The organism is Flavobacterium tistrianum, assembly GCF_003254545.1.
In the GTDB taxonomy this organism is placed as follows: domain Bacteria; phylum Bacteroidota; class Bacteroidia; order Flavobacteriales; family Flavobacteriaceae; genus Flavobacterium; species Flavobacterium tistrianum.
Genome location: NZ_QJRH01000053.1, coordinates 19,363 through 39,364, shown reverse-complemented (window position 1 = coordinate 39,364; position 20,002 = coordinate 19,363). Strand labels below are relative to the sequence as shown.

Sequence of the window (20,002 nt, the reverse complement as noted above, 5' to 3'; positions counted from 1 at the left end):
GTAGTAGACCCGACAGGTTTTAAAAGCCTGTCAGGTCTTGCTTTTAGTACTCCTGCAAGGTGGTTTTCACAACCTCGTAGGTTTGCTCTACTTTGGATTACAACTTATACGCCTACAAGGTTTTGAAAACCTGCAGGAAATTTGAAGCAAAAATTAATTAATCGGTTTATCGTCTCGCTTAACTCCCCAATTTTTATTTGGTTTTGATCCCATTACAAATTCTAAGACACCTCCATTATCAATATCAGATTGGTAAATAAAAGTCTTTGTATAGGTTTTACCATTTAATTTGGCGCTTTGGATATAAATGTTTTCATCTGAAACATTTTTAGCACTAACTTTAAAAGCCTTTCCCTTTTTCAATTCAATAGAGGCTTCTTTCAACAGCGGAGAACCTATAACATAAGTACCGCTTGCTGGGTTAACAGGATAAAATCCAATGGCGCTAAAAATATACCAAGTCGAAAGTTCGCCACAATCATCATTACCAGAATAACCCGAAGAAGTTGTATTGTACATTTTCTTCAATATATCAGCAGTATATTGTTGGGTTTTCCAAGGCTGGCCTGCATAATTGTATAAATAAGCAATATGATGGCTTGGCTCATTTCCCTGCGCATATTGGCCAATAAAACCCGAAGCATTATCATTTACTTCTTCTGGCTTGTCTTCTAATGTGAAAAAAGCATCTAGTTTTTTGGCAAAAGCATGATCTCCTCCAACCAAATTTATAAGTCCTTTTAAATCTTGAGGAACATACCAAAAGTACTGCCAGCCATTTCCTTCAGTAAACGGATAACCTCCATTTGCTCCATACTTCAACGGATCAAAAGGGCCAATCCAATTGCCTTTGTCATCTTTTGCCCTGAAAAAACTTATTTCTTTATCATACAGATTTTTATAAAACTGAGAACGTTTTGCAAAATGATTATAATCATCGATTTTAACAAGTTTCTTTGCCAATTCAGCTACACACCAGTCGTCGTAAGCCATTTCTAAAGTCAATGAAACTGACTGTGATTTTAAATTTTCTGGAATATATCCATACTTTTTCCAAATATCGAATGGCGATCCAGGATGTTCTCGCAACGATGAATTCTTTACGGCTTCAAAGGCTTCTTCGGCATCGATTCCTGGGATTTTTTTCAGTACAGCATCCACAATAACCGGAATAGCGTGATTGCCAATCATACAGTAATTTTCCTGTCCCCATAACTGCCAGATTGGTAAATAGCCAAAAACTTTGTAATATGCCAGCATACTATTTACAAAATCAGCGGTTCTTTCGGACTGAATCAAAGTATATAAAGGATGTGCGCAACGATAAGTATCCCACAAAGAAAACGTCGTATAATAAGGCTTGGATGAATTTCTAACTGTAAAATCGGCTGCTGGATAATCTCCACTCACATCTGATAATGTATTGGGCTGAATGAATGTATGGTATAAAGCGGTATAAAAAATCTGCTTTTGTTCTTCTGTCCCTTCAATTTTTATCTTGCTCAATTCTTTTTCCCAAATGGCATCGGCATTATTTACTGTTCCGTCAAAATCCCAAGCTGGAATTTCGGTTTGCACATTCAAACGTGCATTTTCAATACTTGTGGCAGAAATTCCCACTTTCACCAAAATTTCCTGCTGTTTTGAAGCATTAAAATCTAATATTGCCCGAATTGCATTGCCATTAACCACTTTTGCATTGTTGTAAACATTACTTCCGTCTGTAATATGATTGCGAATTATTGGCTGTGAAAATTCGGCATGAAAATATACTTTCCTCATAGGTGCCCAACCCGTAATAATTCGAAATCCTTCAATACTATGATCATTTGGAAATGATAATTGAGATGAAATAATTCGAGTATTCCAATCCGATTTTTTCATTGAATGGTCTAAATCAACAATGATGTGCGCTTCTTTATTTTTAGGAAAACTGTATTTATGAAAACCCGCATGTGTTGTTGCTGTTAATTCGGCTTTTATTTGATAATCTAAAAGTTCTACACTGTAATAACCCGGTTTTGCAGATTCCTTATCATGCGTAAACTTAGATTGATATGCATTCTGTCCCGTTTCTTCTTTTACAATATTACCACTGAAAGGCATTAGCATAACATCAAATAATTCGGCTACTCCGGTTCCGCTTAAATGCGTGTGACTAAAACCTGCAATAGTGGTATCGTTATAATTATAACCGCAGGCAACACTCCAATCTGGTGTGTTTCGGGTGTCTGGACTTAGCTGTACCATTCCGAATGGCACTGTAGCACCAGGATAATTATTTCCTGAAAGCGGTGAACCTTGTGCTGCTCCTGTTCCAATAAACGGATTTACATGAGAAGTGATTTTCTCTTTAGTTTGTGCTCCAAGAATTATGGAACTCAAGATAGCGCCACAAAGTATCATTTTATTGAGATTCATTTTATAGAGATTTATGAAAATGAGCATAATAAATTAGACCTGACTGGTTTTAAAAACCAGTCAGGTCTAAAAAGTTTTATTAGATTACAATTTAGCAGAAGTAATTTTTTTTAATTCTCCATTTACTTTGATCTTCACTTTATCAGGAGCTGGAGATTTGATTTCGTACTGAACTACTTTTCCATCTTTCCACTTCATGTTTATAGTAAAATTCCCTTCAGCTTTAAGTCCTTTTACTTCTCCTTCTTTTAACCAAGCATCTGGCATTGCAGGCAATAATTCTATAAATCCAGCGTGACTTTGAATTAACATTTCACCAATTCCTGCTGATGCACCAAAGTTTCCATCAATTTGAAATGGCGGCCCTGCAGAAAGCAGGTTTGCATACACACCACCGCCAGGACCGTAATTAATATTGGTATCCTTTGTTTGCCTAAGTATGGTCTTAAATAATTTATATGCTCTGTTTCCATCTTTTAAACGGGCCCAAAATAGCATTTTGTATGCAATTGACCAGCTTGTTCCATCATCTCCTCTTACTTCAAGCGTTTTTTTAATTGCGTCTACAAGTTCAGGTTTGTTTTCTGGAGTAATTAAAGACCCTGGATATAATCCATACAAATGAGAAATATGGCGATGATGTGGGTCTTCTTCTTTATAATCTTTTAGCCATTCCATGATTCTTCCGTCAGGGCTGACAACTCCTGGAGGCGGTAATAATTTTAATTGTTTCTCCAATTCAGTACTTAAATCATTATCCAATCCAAGTTTTTTTGACGCGATAATAACATTATTAAATAGCTCGCGAATAATCTGATTGTCGATTGTAGGTCCCATGCAAACATGAGATGCATCTCCATTTGGAAGCAAAAATGAATTTTCTGGAGAGACAGATGGTGAGGTTACCAACCACCCTGTTTCTGGATCTTTTACCAGCATGCTTTTATAAAATTGTGCTGCTCCTTTTAAAACCGGATAAATTTCTGCCAAATAAGCTTGGTCGTTTGTATACAGATAATGACTCCATAAATTATTGCATAACCATCCTGATCCTGATTTTGTGATTCCCCAAGAAGCACTTTCTCCTGGTTCTGTAAAGCCCCACACATTGGTAATTACGTGTGCTACCCAACCATCAGCATTGTAATAGGCTTTGGCTGTTTTTTCTCCATTTGGCACAATCGCTTTAGTCAAATCTTTTAAAGGAAGATTTAATTCTGATAAATTGGCTGTTTCTAATGCCCAATGATTCATCTGAACATTTACATCCAAATGATAATCGGAATTCCAAGGCGTTTGTACGTCTTTCGCCCATAATCCCTGTAAGTTTGGCGGTAGCAATCCTAATCTGGTGCTGCTTATGCTCAAATAACGCCCGTATTGGTAAAATAAAACCGGAAGCGCCGTATCTGCATCTGGCTGCTTAATAAAAGCATCTAAACGTTCATTTGTAGGCAATGTTTTTTGCGCTGATTTTCCGAAACTCAAAGACACACGATTGAACAACTTTTGATAGTTCTCAATATGCTTTTTCTTCTGATCCTGATATTTGCTCAGCATTGCTGCCTCTAGAATTTTATCTACCGAAGATTCGAAGTTTTTATCTTTATAATCTGTTCCAGCAGAAATAAACAGCACTACTTCTGTTGCATTCTTTATTTCAATTGCATTATTGGCATAAACTGCATTTCCATCTGTTGTTTGGGCTTTTACCTTTACTTCATACTTCATTCCTTTTCCATCAGTTCCGTTATTCAACTGACCAGTCATTACTATCGAATTATCAGTGCCGTTTACAGTTTTAAAACGCTCTGGCCGTCTGAGCTGAACAGTGAAATTCAGCTTTCCTTTTTTACTTGACGTCAGTCTGATAAAAGAAGCATCATCACCAAACCCTGTAAAATATTCACGTTTATACGTTACGCCGTCAATTGTAAATTGAGTCGCGGCAACCGCAGTCTGCAGGTCTAGATTTCTAGTATAATTTTGGGCCTGCGCTTTGGTTTTGTAATCAAAATTCAACGTCATGTCTCCCAGAACCTGATAGGCGCCAAATGGCACATCGGCTCCATTTCCGCTTCCAGAACCTGCTCCTGTACAGATAAAATGCTCATCGATTAATTTTTGGGCCTCTTTATTTTTATTAGCCAATAGCAATTCTCTAATTTGAGGCAAAAAACTGTAGGCTTTATAATTGTTGGCATCTTGCGGAGATCCGCTCCATAAAGTAATTTCATTTAAAACTAATTTTTCAGTTGCAATTCCGCCATCAGGCATAAGACCTAATCTTCCGTTTCCTAAAGGCAGTGTTTCTTCCCATTGGGCTGCTGGTTTGGTATACCATAACTCTAACGGATTGCTTTGCGAATAGCCTAATAATGGCAATAATATAAAAAGCAGTGTTTTCATTTGTTTGATATTCATAATTGTTTGTTGTTTTTGGTCGCAGATTAAAAAAATTGGAAATGGTTTTAATCTGTGATAATTGTACTAAATTTTGGTATTATAATTTGTTATATGGAATCGCTTTTACAACAGGCTTTTCTCCATTTTTTAAAGCTGTCTCATCAAATTCGATTGTCACTTCTTTGCTTTCTCCTTTTAGCAAAGTGAAATAACTGTCACTCACAATTGCTGGCAAAATTTGAGTTCCCGATTTTTCGTTTAACGTCTGAATCTGAATTCCAAAAGCTATTCCCGACGGACTTGAAACTTTCGATTTAATGATGTATTTCCTGTTTTGTTTTATGACTTTACTTGAAACATTTATCTTTGCTTTTGGCAGCTTATTTAGTTCTGTAAAATCTTTCATATTGGTGCCTCTCCAATAAAAATTCTCACTGATTAATTTATCTGAAGCATCTTTTAGTTTTAGTCGAATAAAATGCACTGGACTTAAATCGGAAGTGTCAATATTGGTTTCGGCTCCAAAAATTTTGAAATCGTATAGAGAATATCCCCAGCCAGAACCGCGTTTTATGCCTAACATTCGAACGTAACGGCCTTTTGTTTCATCAAATGAAATAGTTTGAAGACCTTGCGCTCCATCTTTAATCACACTTATATCTGTCCAGTTTTTGGCGTCAGAACTAATTTGGATTTTGTATTCTTTTCCAAAGGCATTTTCCCAGTTTAAGACCACTCGATTCACAATATACTCTTTTTCAAGATCTACGTAAATCCACTCATTATCTGTCGAATTACTTGCCCAGCGCGTGTTTGAATCTCCGTCTGCAACATCTCTGGTATTTCCTCCATCAGTAGAGGATGCAGTAACATTTTTTTGAAAAGCCAAATCTTTCTGATTGGCGTAAAACGGAATTACAAAACTTTCGACAGCTGTATTTGAATAAGAATCTACTGCTGTATTTTGTTTGTACTTTTCTACCGATTTTCCATCTAAATTATACACAACGGCTTCGGCTTTTAAATTTTTAAAATCGGTTCCTGTTGTATTGATCACTTTTACCGAATTGTCTACAGGACTCCACTGAATATGCATAGGCTCACAAGCTGATTTTACTCCCCAATATGCTCCTGTCAAATCATAATAATAATCATAAGTCTGCCAAACCATACTAGGGTATGAAGACTGGCTCATCCAGATCATGATTCCAGAGGCATCTTCCCACATATGATCGAGCCATCCTTCGTACATGGCTTTGTTGGTTTCTATGTTTAACAGCTGTGCTTTTCTGGTATATTCTTCCAGATTATTTGGTCTGCCGTAACGTTCGGTAATGCTTTTATCATAATTATCTGGAGTTGCATTAAAGGCTTTTTGTCCAAAGAAATGTTTATCCCACATATCGTTTCTTGGCCACCAGTCTTTTTCGGGAATAAACTTTTTAAAGCTTTCGATATTAGGAAAAACAGCTGTACCAATTTCAGATCTTAATCCCCAGCTTGGCCCATCGCCTGTGCCTTGATAAGGTTCCGGGTATTTTGTAAAATAAAATCTGGGATCTTTATTGCCCCAAAGTCCGCTACCGCTTAAGTTTCCAGTATTGGAACAAGGCTGATAATAACGGTCGTTGTTGTCAAAAGTTTTGATATTTTCGGCAATCCAGCCATTTAAGGGTGGCTGCGGAAGACCCTCATTATTGCCGCACCAAATCGCAATGCTGGCATGGTTTCTCACACGTTTTATTTTTTCGATTACATTACTGTTGAAAACATGAATATCCAATGGCAGATTCGGATTGGCATTCAGCCAAAAATCATCCCAAACCATAATGCCATATTTATCGCAGGCTTCGTAAAACTCTTCATCTGTTGTTGAACCCAGCCAATTACGGATAATATTGTAATTCATTTCTTTGTGAAGCTTTACTTTAAGATCATATTCTTCACCTCTGCAGCGAAGCATATACTCGCTCATTCCCCAGTTTCCTCCTTTTAAGAAAACACGTTTTCCGTTTATGGCAATATGCAAAACGCCGCCGTCTGTATCGTAAGTATATTTTTTAATTCCGAAAGTTATTTTCTGGCTATCTGAAACTACATTTCCAATTTTAAAAGTAAACTGGCATGTATATAAATTAGGATCGCCGTAACCATTTGGCCACCATAATTTAGGATTCTGGATAGAAAGTTCCGGAAACTGTTCTTTTGTCAATTTTACACTTGTAATTGCATCAGCATCCAGATTTATTTTTTTAGAAAAGGTTATGTTGCCTGGCATTATCACTCCAGTTAGAACTCCTTCCTGATTTTGTGAAGATGTATTTTTCAAATCTACTTTTACTTCCAGATCTGCGCGTGCATTTGTTGGCAGATTGGTATGAATCCATGGATCTTCAATTGTGACTTTATCGGTATTGGTTAAAAAGACATCGTCGGTAATTCCAGAATTTAATCCCGGAACATAAGGCATCCAATCCCATCCTGCGCTAGAAATGTAAGTTGGACTTCCGTAGTTATTTAATGGCTGTTTCGGAATGCTTACTAAAATGTTTAAGACATTTTTTGCTTTACGGTTTACAAGCTTTGTAATATCAAATTTGCCGCGTTGCATCATTCCGCTTAAAACTGCTATTTTTTTTCCGTTAAGGTAAATTTCTCCTTCACGGTTTATACCTTCAAAATTTAGCCAGATGATTTCTTTGGTGAAATTTTCCGGAATGGCAAATTCAGAACGATACCAAAAACTGCGATCGTATTTTGATTTATCGACCTGATATATATTGTCTCCAAAATTAGGGTCTTTTTCTAATCCGCTTACGACATAAGAATTAAAGATTGTGCCTGGAACAACTGCTTTTACCCAATCGCTATCGGCATAATTTGGAGCAAACATTTTAAGGCTGTCTTTTCCTATTTCTGCTTGTGGCTTTACCTTCCAAACAATATCAGAAGAGTTTAGGCTTACTTTATTCTGAGCGTAAAAATTGAACGAAATGGCATTTAAAACAAATAAATAGAGATAAACCTGATAAGTATAAAATTTCATACTGTTATTTGAATGATTAAAAATTATTGAATTATAAGAAATAAGAATGCCATTTTGGAATAAGCTTTTTCGAACAGAAGAACTCAGTTCTGTTACTACCTATACCCAAAATGGCATTACAAATCAAAACTGTGGCATTAACCGAACCACATGAACCAAAAAAATAAAAATTACTATTGAATTTTTTTTAGATATTAATAGCCTGGATTTTGATCCTCTGGGCCAATCTCATCGTTAAGCTTAATCTCTCCAATTGGAATAGGATAACGGTTATGAAATGCTGCAATGGTACCGTTTTGTTTTGCCCATTTGTTGCGAGCGCCTACCAATTCTACCAATTTTCCTGTACGGATAAGATCCATTCTTCTCCATCCTTCAAAAGCCAATTCGCGCATACGTTCATCTAGAATTTGATCTCTAAACTGCGTTTGAGAAAGTCCGCTCCAAGCCATTCCTGCCGGCAATGTTCCTCCAAAAGCTCTTGTTCGAACTTGATTCACATAACTTTCAGCTTCTGTTGTGCTTCCTAATTCATTTAAACATTCTGCATAGCTAAGCAATACATCAGAGTATCTGATATAAGCTTTATTTTTACCAGAATTCCAAAATGATTGTTTTCCATCTACACGAATATCTTCGTATTTTTTAATGTGTGGATCTAGCTCATCACCACCAAAACCTGCAGGAAGTGTTGGCGTAACTCCCTTATAAGTAAAATCATAACGGATACTGGCATTTTTACGTGTGTCACCAGCTTCCCATAATCCTCCAGCCGTTTTGTCTTTATAGCAATATTGAGTAGGAAGTATCAAATCGTAACCTCCAAAATAGGCATATTGATCCATATTGGCCAAAACTCTTGAACCTGTCTGCCATTGTATCTGGTTATTATCTGGCCAGTTGTTGTTATACTGCCATTCGTATAAAGATTCTGAAGAATTAGCGTGGTCTGGGCTAAAAACATCTGCGTAATTAGGCAATAAACTATATTTTCCAGATTTAATAACTGCTTCAAACCATTGTTTTGCTTTATTATAATCACGGTATCCGGATGCTTCTGGCGCATATAGATATACTTTTCCTAAAAGTGCCTGAGCTACTCCTTTTGCAGGAAATGCAGGATTGCTTTGTGTTACAGGAAGTTTCTCTACTGCTCTTTCCAAATCGGCAACTATATAAGAATAGACCAAATCTAAAGGCTGACGCTTTAAACCAAACTCTGCCGATTTTGCTTTATCATTAATCGGTATTTCTCCCCAATATTGCGTAAGCTCAAACATTAGCGTTGCTCTCAAAAAACTAGCTTCACCCATTAAAAGATCGCGTTTTGCACTATCATCTTCGGTATTAATTCCTAATGCTCTGATAGACTGAGCTGCAACTTCTATTACTGGCCATCTGTCATTCCACAATTGCCCAATTGCCTGATTTTCCTGGCTTAAGAAACCATTGTACAAATCTAGTCCCGCTTGGTTTGCATCTCCTGTCACCTGCAAAGCTCCTTGTTGCGCTTCGTCTGTACCTAGAGAAGTATAAAGTCCTGCACGGTCTTTTTGCATATTTCTCCAATTTGTTATAGCTCCCAAAAGAACAGGTTCTATCTTGCCTAAACTTCCGTATGCTTGTGCAGCAGTAAGAGAACTTTTTGGTTCTTGATCTAAGAAATCTGAAGAACAGGAAGCGGATAATATCGTTAGGGCCATAAAGGCTATAATTTTTGCTTTCATAAAAATAATTTTTAGAATTAATTTGATTAAAGAGTTACATTTAATCCCATAACTATCGCTCTAGAAATCGGATAAGAATCTCCTCCTTCAGGGTCATATCCTTTATATTTAGTTATAATAAACAGATTGGATCCCGTCAGATAAAATCTTGCATTTTTAAGAAAAACACTTTCTGCAACTTTGTTTTGCAATGTATAAGATAATGTAAGCGCATTTAATCTAAGGAATGAAGCATCTTGTATCGCCTTATCTGTTTCTCCTAAAGTATATCTTCCTCCTCCATAATAAGCTCTTGGCACATCTGTATTGGTGTTTGTTGGAGTCCAACGATCCAAAAGATCTGTATGAGCCGCACTCATTCCTCCAGAGTTCATATAGCTTTCGTAAGTCCCACTTGGTCTCTTACCTCCTATTGAATACGCAAATACTGCATTTAATCCAAAACCTTTATAATTAAGATCTGTAGAAAAACCACCATAATAATCAGGATTCAAATCGCCAACCACATATCTGTCTTGATCGTTTATTACGCCATCTCCATTACGGTCTTTAATTTTAATGTCTCCAGGCTGAACAGTTCGGCTACCATAATTTACTTTAGTAAGATCTTCTCCCTGCTGCGCTATCCCATCATATTGAAATACATAAACCGTGTTTACTGATTTCCCTAAGAAAAAGTTCCCAGTACGCTGGATCTCATTGTTGCTGTAACCGCCTAAATTGTATATCTCTGTAGCATCTCCATAAAGTTTTGTAACCTTATTTTTTGCCGATGATATATTAGCAGAAACATTCCATTTAAAATCTTTGTTTTTAATAATGTCTCCGCTAAGTTCCAATTCAAATCCTTCATTAGTTGTAGAACCGATATTATCCAGTTTATATTTATATCCTGATGAAACTGGCATATTACGCAGCATCAAAAGATCATCATTATTGATGTGGAAATAGTTAGCACTTGCAGTCAATCTATTTTGGAAGAAACCAGCATCTAATCCAATATTAAATTGTTTTTGTTTTTCCCATCTTAAATCAAAATTATCGATGTAATTATCAGACACGTAAGTTCCAGAATTATTGCTCACTTGTGCATTATATAATGCAAAGTACCTGTAAGCATCTACATTCTGATTTCCTACCATACCATAACCTGCACGAAATTTAAGTTGGCTTAATTTTTCAAATCCAGAAAGGAAGTTTTCTTTACCAATATCCCAGCTTCCCGCTATAGAAGGAAAAGTTCCCCATTTGTTATTAGGACCAAATTTAGAAGAACCGTCTCTTCTGATTGTTCCTGTAATATTATACTTTCCATCAAAAGTATAGTTAGCTCTTGCAAAATACGATTGGTTTGTATAATCTGTAAAATTCGATCCTAACTGTGCATTGTCTTTTTGATAAGCTCCTGATAATGCCATGTATGTCAAGTCATCACTAACAAATCCGCGAGCTCTTACATCTGTACTATTACCTGAATTACTCAGTACAGAAAATCCTCCCATTATACTTACGTCATGCTTTTCAGCAAAAACTTTACTATAGCTTACGGTATTATCCCATTGATAATTTAATTGCGAATATCTATAATGGTGCGCCTCGCCATTCATAGAATTTCTAAGTGATTGCCCAGTATAACTTGGCACATAATCAAAATTTGCCTGATCTATAACATCCACAGAAAGATTCGTTCTGATATCAAGTCCTTTTACTGGTTTTGCGCTTAAAAAATTACTGCTTGTAAGTCTATTGCGCGTACTTGTATTTATGATGTCAAGACTTTTTATTGGATTGTAAAGATTTTGATCAAATACTTCACCATATCTCAGATAAGTAGCTTTTGGGTCTATAGGCAATAGCGGGTTTGCTCCCAATGCCACACCAAAGGCACTTCCTTCTTGGTAATTGCTCTGACTTCTTGAAAAGGTCGTATTTGTACCAAACTGGAGCCATGATTTTAAATCCTGAGTAAGGTTAATTTTTCCATTATACCTTTTAAAATCAGAATTTTTAAGAAGCCCTTCCTGATCAACATAATTAAAACTCACAAAATAAGTCCCTTTTTCTCCTCCTCCGCTAAAGCTTAAATTATGATTGGTTTGAAAACCTGAACGCGTTACCTGATCTAGCCAATTGTAGCTTTTACCAGTTCTGTAAGATTCCAATTCATAAGGTGCAAATACAGTCGAACCATCTGACTTAATTTGATTAATATAAGCAGCACGATCAGCACCAGGATTCTCATCCATATAACGATTTGCATAAGCGTCAACTCTTAAATCAAATAACTGCTGGCCGTTCATCAGAGGAATAGTTCTTGCAAATTCAGATACACCAGTCCATGTGTCATACTGTATTTTTGCTTCTCCTGATCTTGAACCTTTTTTTGTTGTGATTACAATTACTCCATTTGCAGCTCTTGAACCGTACAATGCGGTAGCAGAAGCATCTTTAAGCACTTCCATACTCGCAATATCATCAGGATTTATGTTTTCAAAATTGCTATCTGTAATCAAACCATCAATTACAAATATTGGGTTACCGCCAAAGTTTAGAGAATTATTCCCTCTAATTCTTATTGAACCAGTTTGGCCAGGCACTGCGCTTTGCTGCACATATACCCCTGACGCACGGCCTTGCAGCGCTTGGACTACGTTTGGAGTAGGAACCTCTCTAAGCTTATCTCCAGAAACACTGCTTACGGCACCTGTTAGATCTCCCTTTTTCATAGCGGCTCCAACTATTACCACTTCTGTCAGTTCCTGAGTGCTTGGAGTCAAAGAGATATTAATTTCAGACTTGTTCGCAATTGCAGTTTGCTTATCAAATCCAATAAAACTAAACTCAAGCGTGGAGCCAGATTTTACGTTTAATAATTTGTAACTGCCATCAATGTCTGTTACTGTCGAATTCTGAGTACCTTTAACCTGAATAGTTGCCCCTGGTAAAGGTAAATTTTGTTCATCCTTAACTTTACCAGTTATGGTTTGGGAGTAAAGTGTGCCGGCATACAACATAACTACTAAGAAGCATAAGTATCTTATTGCAATTCTCATAATAATTTGGTTTTTAGTTAATAAATTAGTTAGTTAGTTTTTTGTTATTTATTGAGCATTTAAAATACGAGAAAACGAATTGACTTATATTATACTATACTATACTACAACATTACAAACATACAAATATTTTCATTACATCCAAATTTATGTTTTAAGAATTTGCTATTTTTTTTGTTGATTTATTTCGGCTTTGCCACAAATACGGCACATAAAAAAGGAAAAAGAAAATAAAAGATATGATAATTTAAAGAAATGTCAGACAAAAAAGAAAAAAGGTTCAATTAAAACCAAGGAAAAAAGTGTACAAATTAAAGAACTCATTCTCAAGAAATTTATCTATAAATTAAACCTGACAGGTTTTAAAAACCTGTCAGGTTTAACCTAAAAACATAAAAAAAGACGCACTGAAGTGCGTCTCTACAGATAAACCTTTGAACCTTTGTCCCTCGGAACCTCTGCACCTTTACTAAGCTATTCCCCATTTTGAGAATAGAATAAAAAGACCAATCATTCCGATTATCAAAGCGCCAAAATACCAATAACGATTTTTCCAAGGCGATAATTCTACTGTTTCTAATTTGATTTCCGAATAATTGTAAGTTGGATAAAATCTGGAAACCAAAAGCATACATATTGAAGTCAGCACAAAAAGAAGAGCCAACATATGCAGATAATGCAATTTAATATCTAATACATAATTAAAGAGAATGTAACTCAAAATGAAGAAAATCATACCTGTTTTTGCTGCCTGAGGCGGTACTTTTTTAAATACAAAACCAATCAGAATAATAGTAAAAATGGGCACACAAAACATACCGCCTAATTGCTGCAGGTAAGTGTAAAAACCAGCTTTACTAAAAATGATAAATGGTGCCGAAAACATAGCCAAGGCTGAGACAATAATTTCAAATTTACGTCCTGTGTAAACCAGATCTTCCTCTGTTACTTCTTTATTTCTTTTCTCCAGCCATGGTTTGTAAAGATTAAGGACAAATAAAGTACTGCTGCTATTAAGTCCTGCATTAAAAGTACTTATTGCTGCCCCTAAAACAACTGCTGCTGTTAGGCCAATCATGATTCCCGGCATTGTATCCTTGATGACAAGAGGAAAAACTTCTGCTGTATTTTCTAGATTTTTATAAAGATGAGTTCCAACCAATCCAGGAATATTGATAATAAAAGGACATAAGAGCTTTCCTAAGCAAGCCAGCCCCATACCTTTTTGGCTATGAGATAAACTTTTTGCCGAAAGTGCCTGCTGGACAATAAACTGTTCCATTCCCCAATAATACAGATTCATGATAAACATACCTGTAAAAATAGTGCTGAGCGGAATTTCATCATGAGGCCCACCGATTGCATTTAAGTGCTCTTTATTTTCTGAAAGCAAAATATGAAGTCCTTTGAACCAATCTCCGTTTCCTAAGAATTTAAATCCGAAATAAGGAAACGCAATACCAATAGTCAGCAGACCAACGCTCAAAACAGTATCGCTGATCGATATGGCTCGCAAACCGCCCAAAACAGAATAAGCGCAACCAGTAAGACCTATCAGCCAGACCATTACCCAGATACTCTGCCAATAACTAAACCCAAACGGATCTAAAAAGTTAAACATTCCAGTCAGTGCGACTGCGCCACCGTACAATACGGCTGGAAGCAGATTAACAATATAACTGCATAGAAATATAATCGATACGAGCCTCTTAGTCGATTGATCGTAACGTTTACCCAAATAATCGGGAATTGTCATCGCGCCAGTTCGGAAATAGATGGGAAGAAAAAATTCCGCCACCAAAAGCATGGCCAGCACAGAACTTACGCCCCATGCCATAACACTCATGTTGTTGGTATAGATAGATTCGTTCTCACCTATAAACTGATTAGCGCTTATATTACTGAGCAGTAAAGCACCTCCAACTATAAAAAAATTATTGTTATGGTCTGCAAAAAAAAGTCCGCTTGTTGTCTGTACCTTTTTTTTTCGCGTTTTTATTGCTGAGATAACGGCAACTAAACCCGTAATCAGTAGGAAACTAACAATCGATAAAACATTCATAAACTACAGCGAATTTCTATCGATAAGAACTGTTGGAATGATTTCCTGCGTTTTTTTTCTGTTCAGCACAAAATCGGCTGCTCTTCTTCCCATTTCAGAGAAATCTGTAGAAAACGTGGTTACTCCGTCAAAAATTATCTCTTTTACAATATCATCGTTATGTGAAATAAAACCAATGTCTTTACCTATCTTAAGTCCTTTAATTTTAGAATCTTTAAGCATTTCCCAAAGTTCCAAATTGTGAATCGTAAAGTATACTTTTCCTTTTTCTAATGAACCCGCAGTATATTCTTCTTTTATAACTCCCTTGATATCATAGTCTTTCATAAATCTTTTAAAAGAATTTAAGATTTCATTAGGTTCTGCAGACGATGGCTTGAAGAAGAAAACAAGTTCATCGTACTTTTTAATTTTATCTTTAAGCTGCACAAAAGCGTTGTAAGACGAATCTCCAAACTCTTGTGCAACATAATTATAATCTTCATCTGTTTCTATAAAACGGTCTACCAACAGCACTCTGTTTGTAGGCAATTGTTTTAAGACAGCAGGTGTTTTTTTATTCGGAATCGGAGCGATAACAAACATTCCGTATTTTCCTTTTATGCTTTGAACTATATTCTCGAACGTATCAAAATTGTTATGATGAAAGAAAATATCCAATTGCACATTTTTGCCAAGTCCTTTTCTAAAATTCTCGTAAAACATTTCCTGAAAAATATCAAAAGCAAATATCAGCAATGCCACTTTTAACTCCTGCTTTACATCATTGGTAGCTACAAAATACCCCAATCGGTTTTTCGATTCAATAATTCCTCTGTGCACCAATTCTTTATAAGCTTTTGCAATGGTTTCTCTCGCAAAACCTAGTTCGCTTATAAAAGTATTTACAGACGGAAGTAAATCGCCTTTTACGACTACCTTTTCATCAATGGCATTAATTATTCCCTGAACCAATTGCTCATGCTTAGATAAGGAATTTATAGATTCAAGATTTTTGATCTGCTGAATAATTTGCTTCATAAATCGTTTTAATAAGTATTTATTTAGAAAATATTGTATTACAAATATATACTAATGTTTGAAATTTAGTTTAGGCCTTAGTAATTTTTAAAACAACACTGCTGTTTGATGCTGTAACATTCGGATTAATCCCAACTTGCATTAAAAAATCGCCCGAATATACAGCAGTTTCTACCACTGGTTTTTTATCTGGATACACGTTAATTTCTTCTACTTTATAGTTTTGTCCAGCCTGCAATCCTTTTAGTTTAATTGGAAGATGAGTTCCTGCTTCATATCTAGAGTTAACTGAATAGCTAAAAACCACAGCTTCATTACCATTTTTATTGACAAACATTACAGAAGCGGCATCATTTTCCCACGGATTCTGTAGACGATATTGGTCTCCCTGCCAGATGGTATTGCTTAATTCGTTATAGTTTTTTATTGCTTTTTGGGTAAATGACAAATCTTTCTCATTTAAATCTTTTACGACAATATCAAAACCTAATCTTCCCATCATAGCTACATCTGTACGGTATTTTAGAGGCTGCTTTCCCCAGTCTGTAACGTGTGCCGCGATAGTAAGCGCAGGATAAAAATACGAGTATTCCCATTGCATATAAACACGCTCTAAAGGATCTGTGTTGTCACTTGGCCAGAATTCAGTAAAATATTTCAGAGCACCATAATCTACTCTTCCTCCACCGCCAGAACAAAGCATCATTGGCACTTTTGGATATTTTACGCGTATACGTTCCAGCACTTTGTACAATCCGTTTACATAATCGGTGTAGAAATTATTCTGTTTGTCTTTCAAATAATTAGAATAAGCATTATAAATCACAGCATTACAATCCCATTTGATATAAGCCAATTCTGGATTTTCAGTAAAAAGATTGTCTACAACTCCATACACAAAATCCTGAACTTTTGGATTTGCTAAATCTAAAACCAATTGATTACGGAAATAATGTTCTGCTCTTCCAGGCTGTTTAATTACCCAATCAGGATGTTTTTTATACAGATCACTTGCAGGACTTACCATTTCCGGCTCAATCCAGATACCAAATTTCACTTGATTGTCTTTGGCTGTTTTCACCAAGGTTCCAATTCCGTTTGGCAATTTCTTTTTATTGACATCCCAATCACCCAAAGCTGCATCATCATTGTTACGAGGATATGTGTTTCCGAACCAGCCATCGTCTAACAAGAACATATCAACGCCCAGTTTTTTACTATCAGCAATTAAAACTTTAAGTTTTTCTTCATCAAAATTAAAATAAGTTGCTTCCCAGTTGTTCAATAAAGTCAAACGATCTTCTTTTCCGTCTAAGATTTTGTAGCTTCTTGACCAGTCATGCAGATTACGGCTTGCAGTTCCTTTTCCTGTTGATGATAAAGTGTACCAAAATTTAGGAGTCGTAAAAACTTCGCTTTTAGCCAGCTTATAATTTGCCGCTGCATTATTGATTCCCGAAATAACACGAAGGTTATTTAGCGGATCTAATTCTAAATCGGTTCTAAAATTACCCGACCACTCTAAACCTGCAAACAAAACTTTCCCCTCATCTTCAGTTGCTGGTTTGTCAAATGAAACCATAAATACAGATGGCTGAAATAAATTGGTGCGAGAACCTAATTTAGTGTCTAAAGTTTTAATTCCATGAGTAATTTTAGTTTCTTCTGGCTGCATTTCTTTTGCCCAATCACCATGATATTGGTTCAAAAAGAAATTTTTATATCCTTTCAAATACAAATTAGCCGAAGCATATTTATTCAAAGTGATGCTACCTTTTTCGTTATGCTGAATGGTTGTCCATTGCTCGATAACATCTGTATCGTAATAAGCTTGAATAAACAAATGAACCTCAACCGGATAAACACGATCTTTTAACGTAATTTCGGTTTGAGAAACTCCTGCACTTACCGTATTGGTTTTATGGCTTACATATAGCAAATCCAAAGAAGTATTTCCGTCAGCATGTGTTACTGTGATTGCTGGTTCCAATAAATTTTTTGATCCAGAAGCAGTGTAAGCCGCATTGTAAATCCCTGAATAATCTGTTCCCTGACGAAACTGACTTTGTATTTTTGAATAATCTGAATCGTTTGCAAGCTTTTCACCCAAATAAATGGTGTTTACCTCTTTTCCAGGTGTTACTTGTAAAACTAATGCATTAGTTTTTGTTTTTACAGCGATAATCTGTTGTGCTGCTACTGTACTGCAATAACTCGTGAGAATAAAAAATGCTATCGCAAAAGACTGCCTTAAATTGATACTTTGTTTTTTCATTTTATTATGTATTATATCTTTATTTTTTTCCTTCTGTAATTCCTTTCCAATTATCGGTTCTAAATGATGATGCTGGCAATCCAGATGCATTGGTTAAGTTTCCGTCTGGATTATCTGCCCAATTGTATCTTACCGCTACCGGATTTGAAACTTCCTGCGCATAAACCAACACTTTCCCATCCACTATTTTTGCTTCTGCCCAATAAAATTTCTGATCCGATCCTGCTATTGAAAACCCTTTTAGAATATTGTCTTTAGCTTTAATACCACCATTAAGATCAAAATCTAAAATAATGCTGTTATGCTCAATTTTATATGATTTGTAAAGAGGTCCCGAATAATCAATTTTGGTATTATACACTTTCGCTAGAGCAATATTGGCCAAGCGTCCGCCAACATCCTGTTTGTTTTTTGGATGAATGTCTTCTCCATTGCCAATATCGGTTGTAACAGCCATTCCTGTATTAGGCACTTTTAAAGTCAGGAATTGCGCTTCTCTTAATTCTGCCCAATCTGAATCTTCAGGCTGCTCTTTTTTCTGTTTGTAATTGGCCAGCTGCACAAAGAAAAAAGGAAGATTTTTGTCTTTAAATTTATCACGCCAATCATGTATCAAGAGCGGCATTATTTTTTGATATTGATGTGCTCTTTCTGCATTACTCTCACCTTGATACCAGATTACCCCTTTTATTTTATAATCTGCCAAAGGTGCAATCATAGCGTTGTATATAGCACTCGGCCTGTTTTGCCCCTGAGCCAGATAAGGTCGTGCAGGCAGATTTTTACTATCTGCACCAATATTGTATTTCCAGTCTCCAGATAATGCAATCGTTTCTTTTTCTGATTTTAAAGCGATATTTTCATCTCCATAAATTCCCCCATTTCCTGCTCCATCAAAAACTCGTATTGCTATTAGGTTTTCGCCTTTCTTTAAATATTTGGCAGGAATAATATAATGGCGTTCTACATTATAACCTTTGGTTTCTCCAATATAATTTCCGTTAACCCAAATCATATCGTCATCGTCAGCAAAATAACTCAGGGTGAAATCTTTACTAGCATCTGAAATATTCACTTTTTTTCTAAACCAAACTATACCATCAAAATTCCCTAATCCGTTGCTATCAAAAAAAGAAGGCACTTTCATTGTTTTCCAAAATGAATCATCAATTTTAGCCGTTGCCCAAACTGCTTTTTCGTTCTCATATCCTTTGTCAGCATTAGCAAGATGTTTTTCCCAAACTGCTAAATCAGCATTGTATTTTTTCTCTAAAGCTTCTCTGCTTGATTCAGATTTCATAGCTTCAATTTCGGCATCAAAATCATGAATGGTACTTAACGCTCCAGAACTTGTCCAAGCTTCTATTAATGTTCCTCCCCACGAAGAATGAATCAATCCGATTGGAATCTTTTTTTCCTGATAAATCTTTCTGGCAAAAAAATAAGCTGTCGCACTAAAATCGGCAATAGTTTTAGAACTGCATACATTCCAGCCATCGTGCTGCACTTTTAGCGTATTTAGAGGCAAAGTACTTTCGATATGCTCGGCTTGCAATAATCGTATTTGAGGATAATCGGCATTTGCAATTTCTTCTTTATAATTATCGATTTTTCCCCAACCTTCCAAAGGCATTTCCATATTGCTTTGTCCAGAACATAGCCACACATCGCCAATTAAAACATTTTGCAGTGTTTTTAAATCTCCGTCATTTATCGCAATTGCATAAGGGCCACCATAAGCAGGAGTTTTTAAAGCCACATTCCATTTACCGTTTACAACATTGGCTTTATAAGTCTTTTTATCCCATGAAGTTGTAACAGATACCGATTCTTTATTGCTTTCTCCCCAAAACAGAACTGTGCTTTTTTGCTGCAATACCATATTGTCTGTAAAGAAAGATGGTAATGTAACCGTTGCGTTTATTACGTTTGATGAAAGAATAAATAAGGTAAATATTAAAGCCGTTTTCTTAAAAAAAAGTTTTTTCATAA

The 20,002-nt window shown here is 36.0% G+C and carries 9 protein-coding genes; all 9 read right to left on the bottom strand.

The window, feature by feature from the left end; genetic code table 11:
- Positions 1-153: 153 nt before the first annotated feature.
- Positions 154-2,421, bottom strand: coding sequence for a GH92 family glycosyl hydrolase (locus DMB71_RS01115; RefSeq protein ID WP_204251754.1), 2,268 nt, complete (start codon positions 2,419-2,421; stop codon positions 154-156).
- A gap of 84 nt (positions 2,422-2,505) precedes the next feature.
- Positions 2,506-4,845: a glycoside hydrolase family 95 protein gene (locus DMB71_RS01110; protein WP_111362929.1), complete on the bottom strand. Its 2,340-nt coding sequence runs from the start codon at positions 4,843-4,845 to the stop codon at positions 2,506-2,508.
- A gap of 79 nt (positions 4,846-4,924) precedes the next feature.
- The gene (locus DMB71_RS01105; protein WP_111362927.1) at positions 4,925-7,873 is read right to left on the bottom strand and encodes a discoidin domain-containing protein; all 2,949 of its coding nucleotides are present in this window, start codon (positions 7,871-7,873) and stop codon (positions 4,925-4,927) included.
- Between the two features lie 194 nt (positions 7,874-8,067).
- Positions 8,068-9,600, bottom strand: coding sequence for a RagB/SusD family nutrient uptake outer membrane protein (locus tag DMB71_RS01100; RefSeq protein WP_111362926.1), 1,533 nt, complete (start codon positions 9,598-9,600; stop codon positions 8,068-8,070).
- A 26-nt stretch (positions 9,601-9,626) separates the two neighbouring features.
- On the bottom strand, positions 9,627-12,653 hold the full coding sequence (locus tag DMB71_RS01095; RefSeq protein WP_111362924.1) for a SusC/RagA family TonB-linked outer membrane protein: 3,027 nt from the start codon (positions 12,651-12,653) through the stop codon (positions 9,627-9,629).
- Positions 12,654-13,122: 469 nt separating this feature from the next.
- Positions 13,123-14,715: a solute:sodium symporter family transporter gene (locus tag DMB71_RS01085; RefSeq protein WP_111362920.1), complete on the bottom strand. Its 1,593-nt coding sequence runs from the start codon at positions 14,713-14,715 to the stop codon at positions 13,123-13,125.
- A 3-nt stretch (positions 14,716-14,718) separates the two neighbouring features.
- Complete coding sequence (locus DMB71_RS01080) at positions 14,719-15,735, bottom strand: GntR family transcriptional regulator (RefSeq protein ID WP_008469304.1); 1,017 nt, start codon at positions 15,733-15,735, stop codon at positions 14,719-14,721.
- A 70-nt stretch (positions 15,736-15,805) separates the two neighbouring features.
- Positions 15,806-18,010 (bottom strand): alpha-galactosidase, encoded by a 2,205-nt coding sequence (locus DMB71_RS01075; RefSeq protein WP_111362919.1) that lies wholly within the window; start codon positions 18,008-18,010, stop codon positions 15,806-15,808.
- A 19-nt stretch (positions 18,011-18,029) separates the two neighbouring features.
- Entirely contained in the window at positions 18,030-20,000 is a 1,971-nt protein-coding gene (locus tag DMB71_RS01070; RefSeq protein ID WP_111362917.1) for a sialate O-acetylesterase, read from the bottom strand.
- Positions 20,001-20,002 lie beyond the last annotated feature (2 nt).

Excerpts from the sequence above, each read along its gene's own strand:
- DMB71_RS01115 (WP_204251754.1), bottom strand. The coding sequence starts at position 2,421 with ATGAATCTCAATAAAATGATACTTTGTGGCGCTATCTTGAGTTCCATA.
- DMB71_RS01110 (WP_111362929.1), bottom strand. The coding sequence starts at position 4,845 with ATGAATATCAAACAAATGAAAACACTGCTTTTTATATTATTGCCATTA.
- DMB71_RS01075 (WP_111362919.1), bottom strand. The coding sequence starts at position 18,010 with ATGAAAAAACAAAGTATCAATTTAAGGCAGTCTTTTGCGATAGCATTT.
- DMB71_RS01105 (WP_111362927.1), bottom strand. The coding sequence starts at position 7,873 with ATGAAATTTTATACTTATCAGGTTTATCTCTATTTATTTGTTTTAAAT.
- DMB71_RS01085 (WP_111362920.1), bottom strand. The coding sequence starts at position 14,715 with ATGAATGTTTTATCGATTGTTAGTTTCCTACTGATTACGGGTTTAGTT.
- DMB71_RS01095 (WP_111362924.1), bottom strand. The coding sequence starts at position 12,653 with ATGAGAATTGCAATAAGATACTTATGCTTCTTAGTAGTTATGTTGTAT.
- DMB71_RS01080 (WP_008469304.1), bottom strand. The coding sequence starts at position 15,735 with ATGAAGCAAATTATTCAGCAGATCAAAAATCTTGAATCTATAAATTCC.
- DMB71_RS01070 (WP_111362917.1), bottom strand. The coding sequence starts at position 20,000 with ATGAAAAAACTTTTTTTTAAGAAAACGGCTTTAATATTTACCTTATTT.
- DMB71_RS01100 (WP_111362926.1), bottom strand. The coding sequence starts at position 9,600 with ATGAAAGCAAAAATTATAGCCTTTATGGCCCTAACGATATTATCCGCT.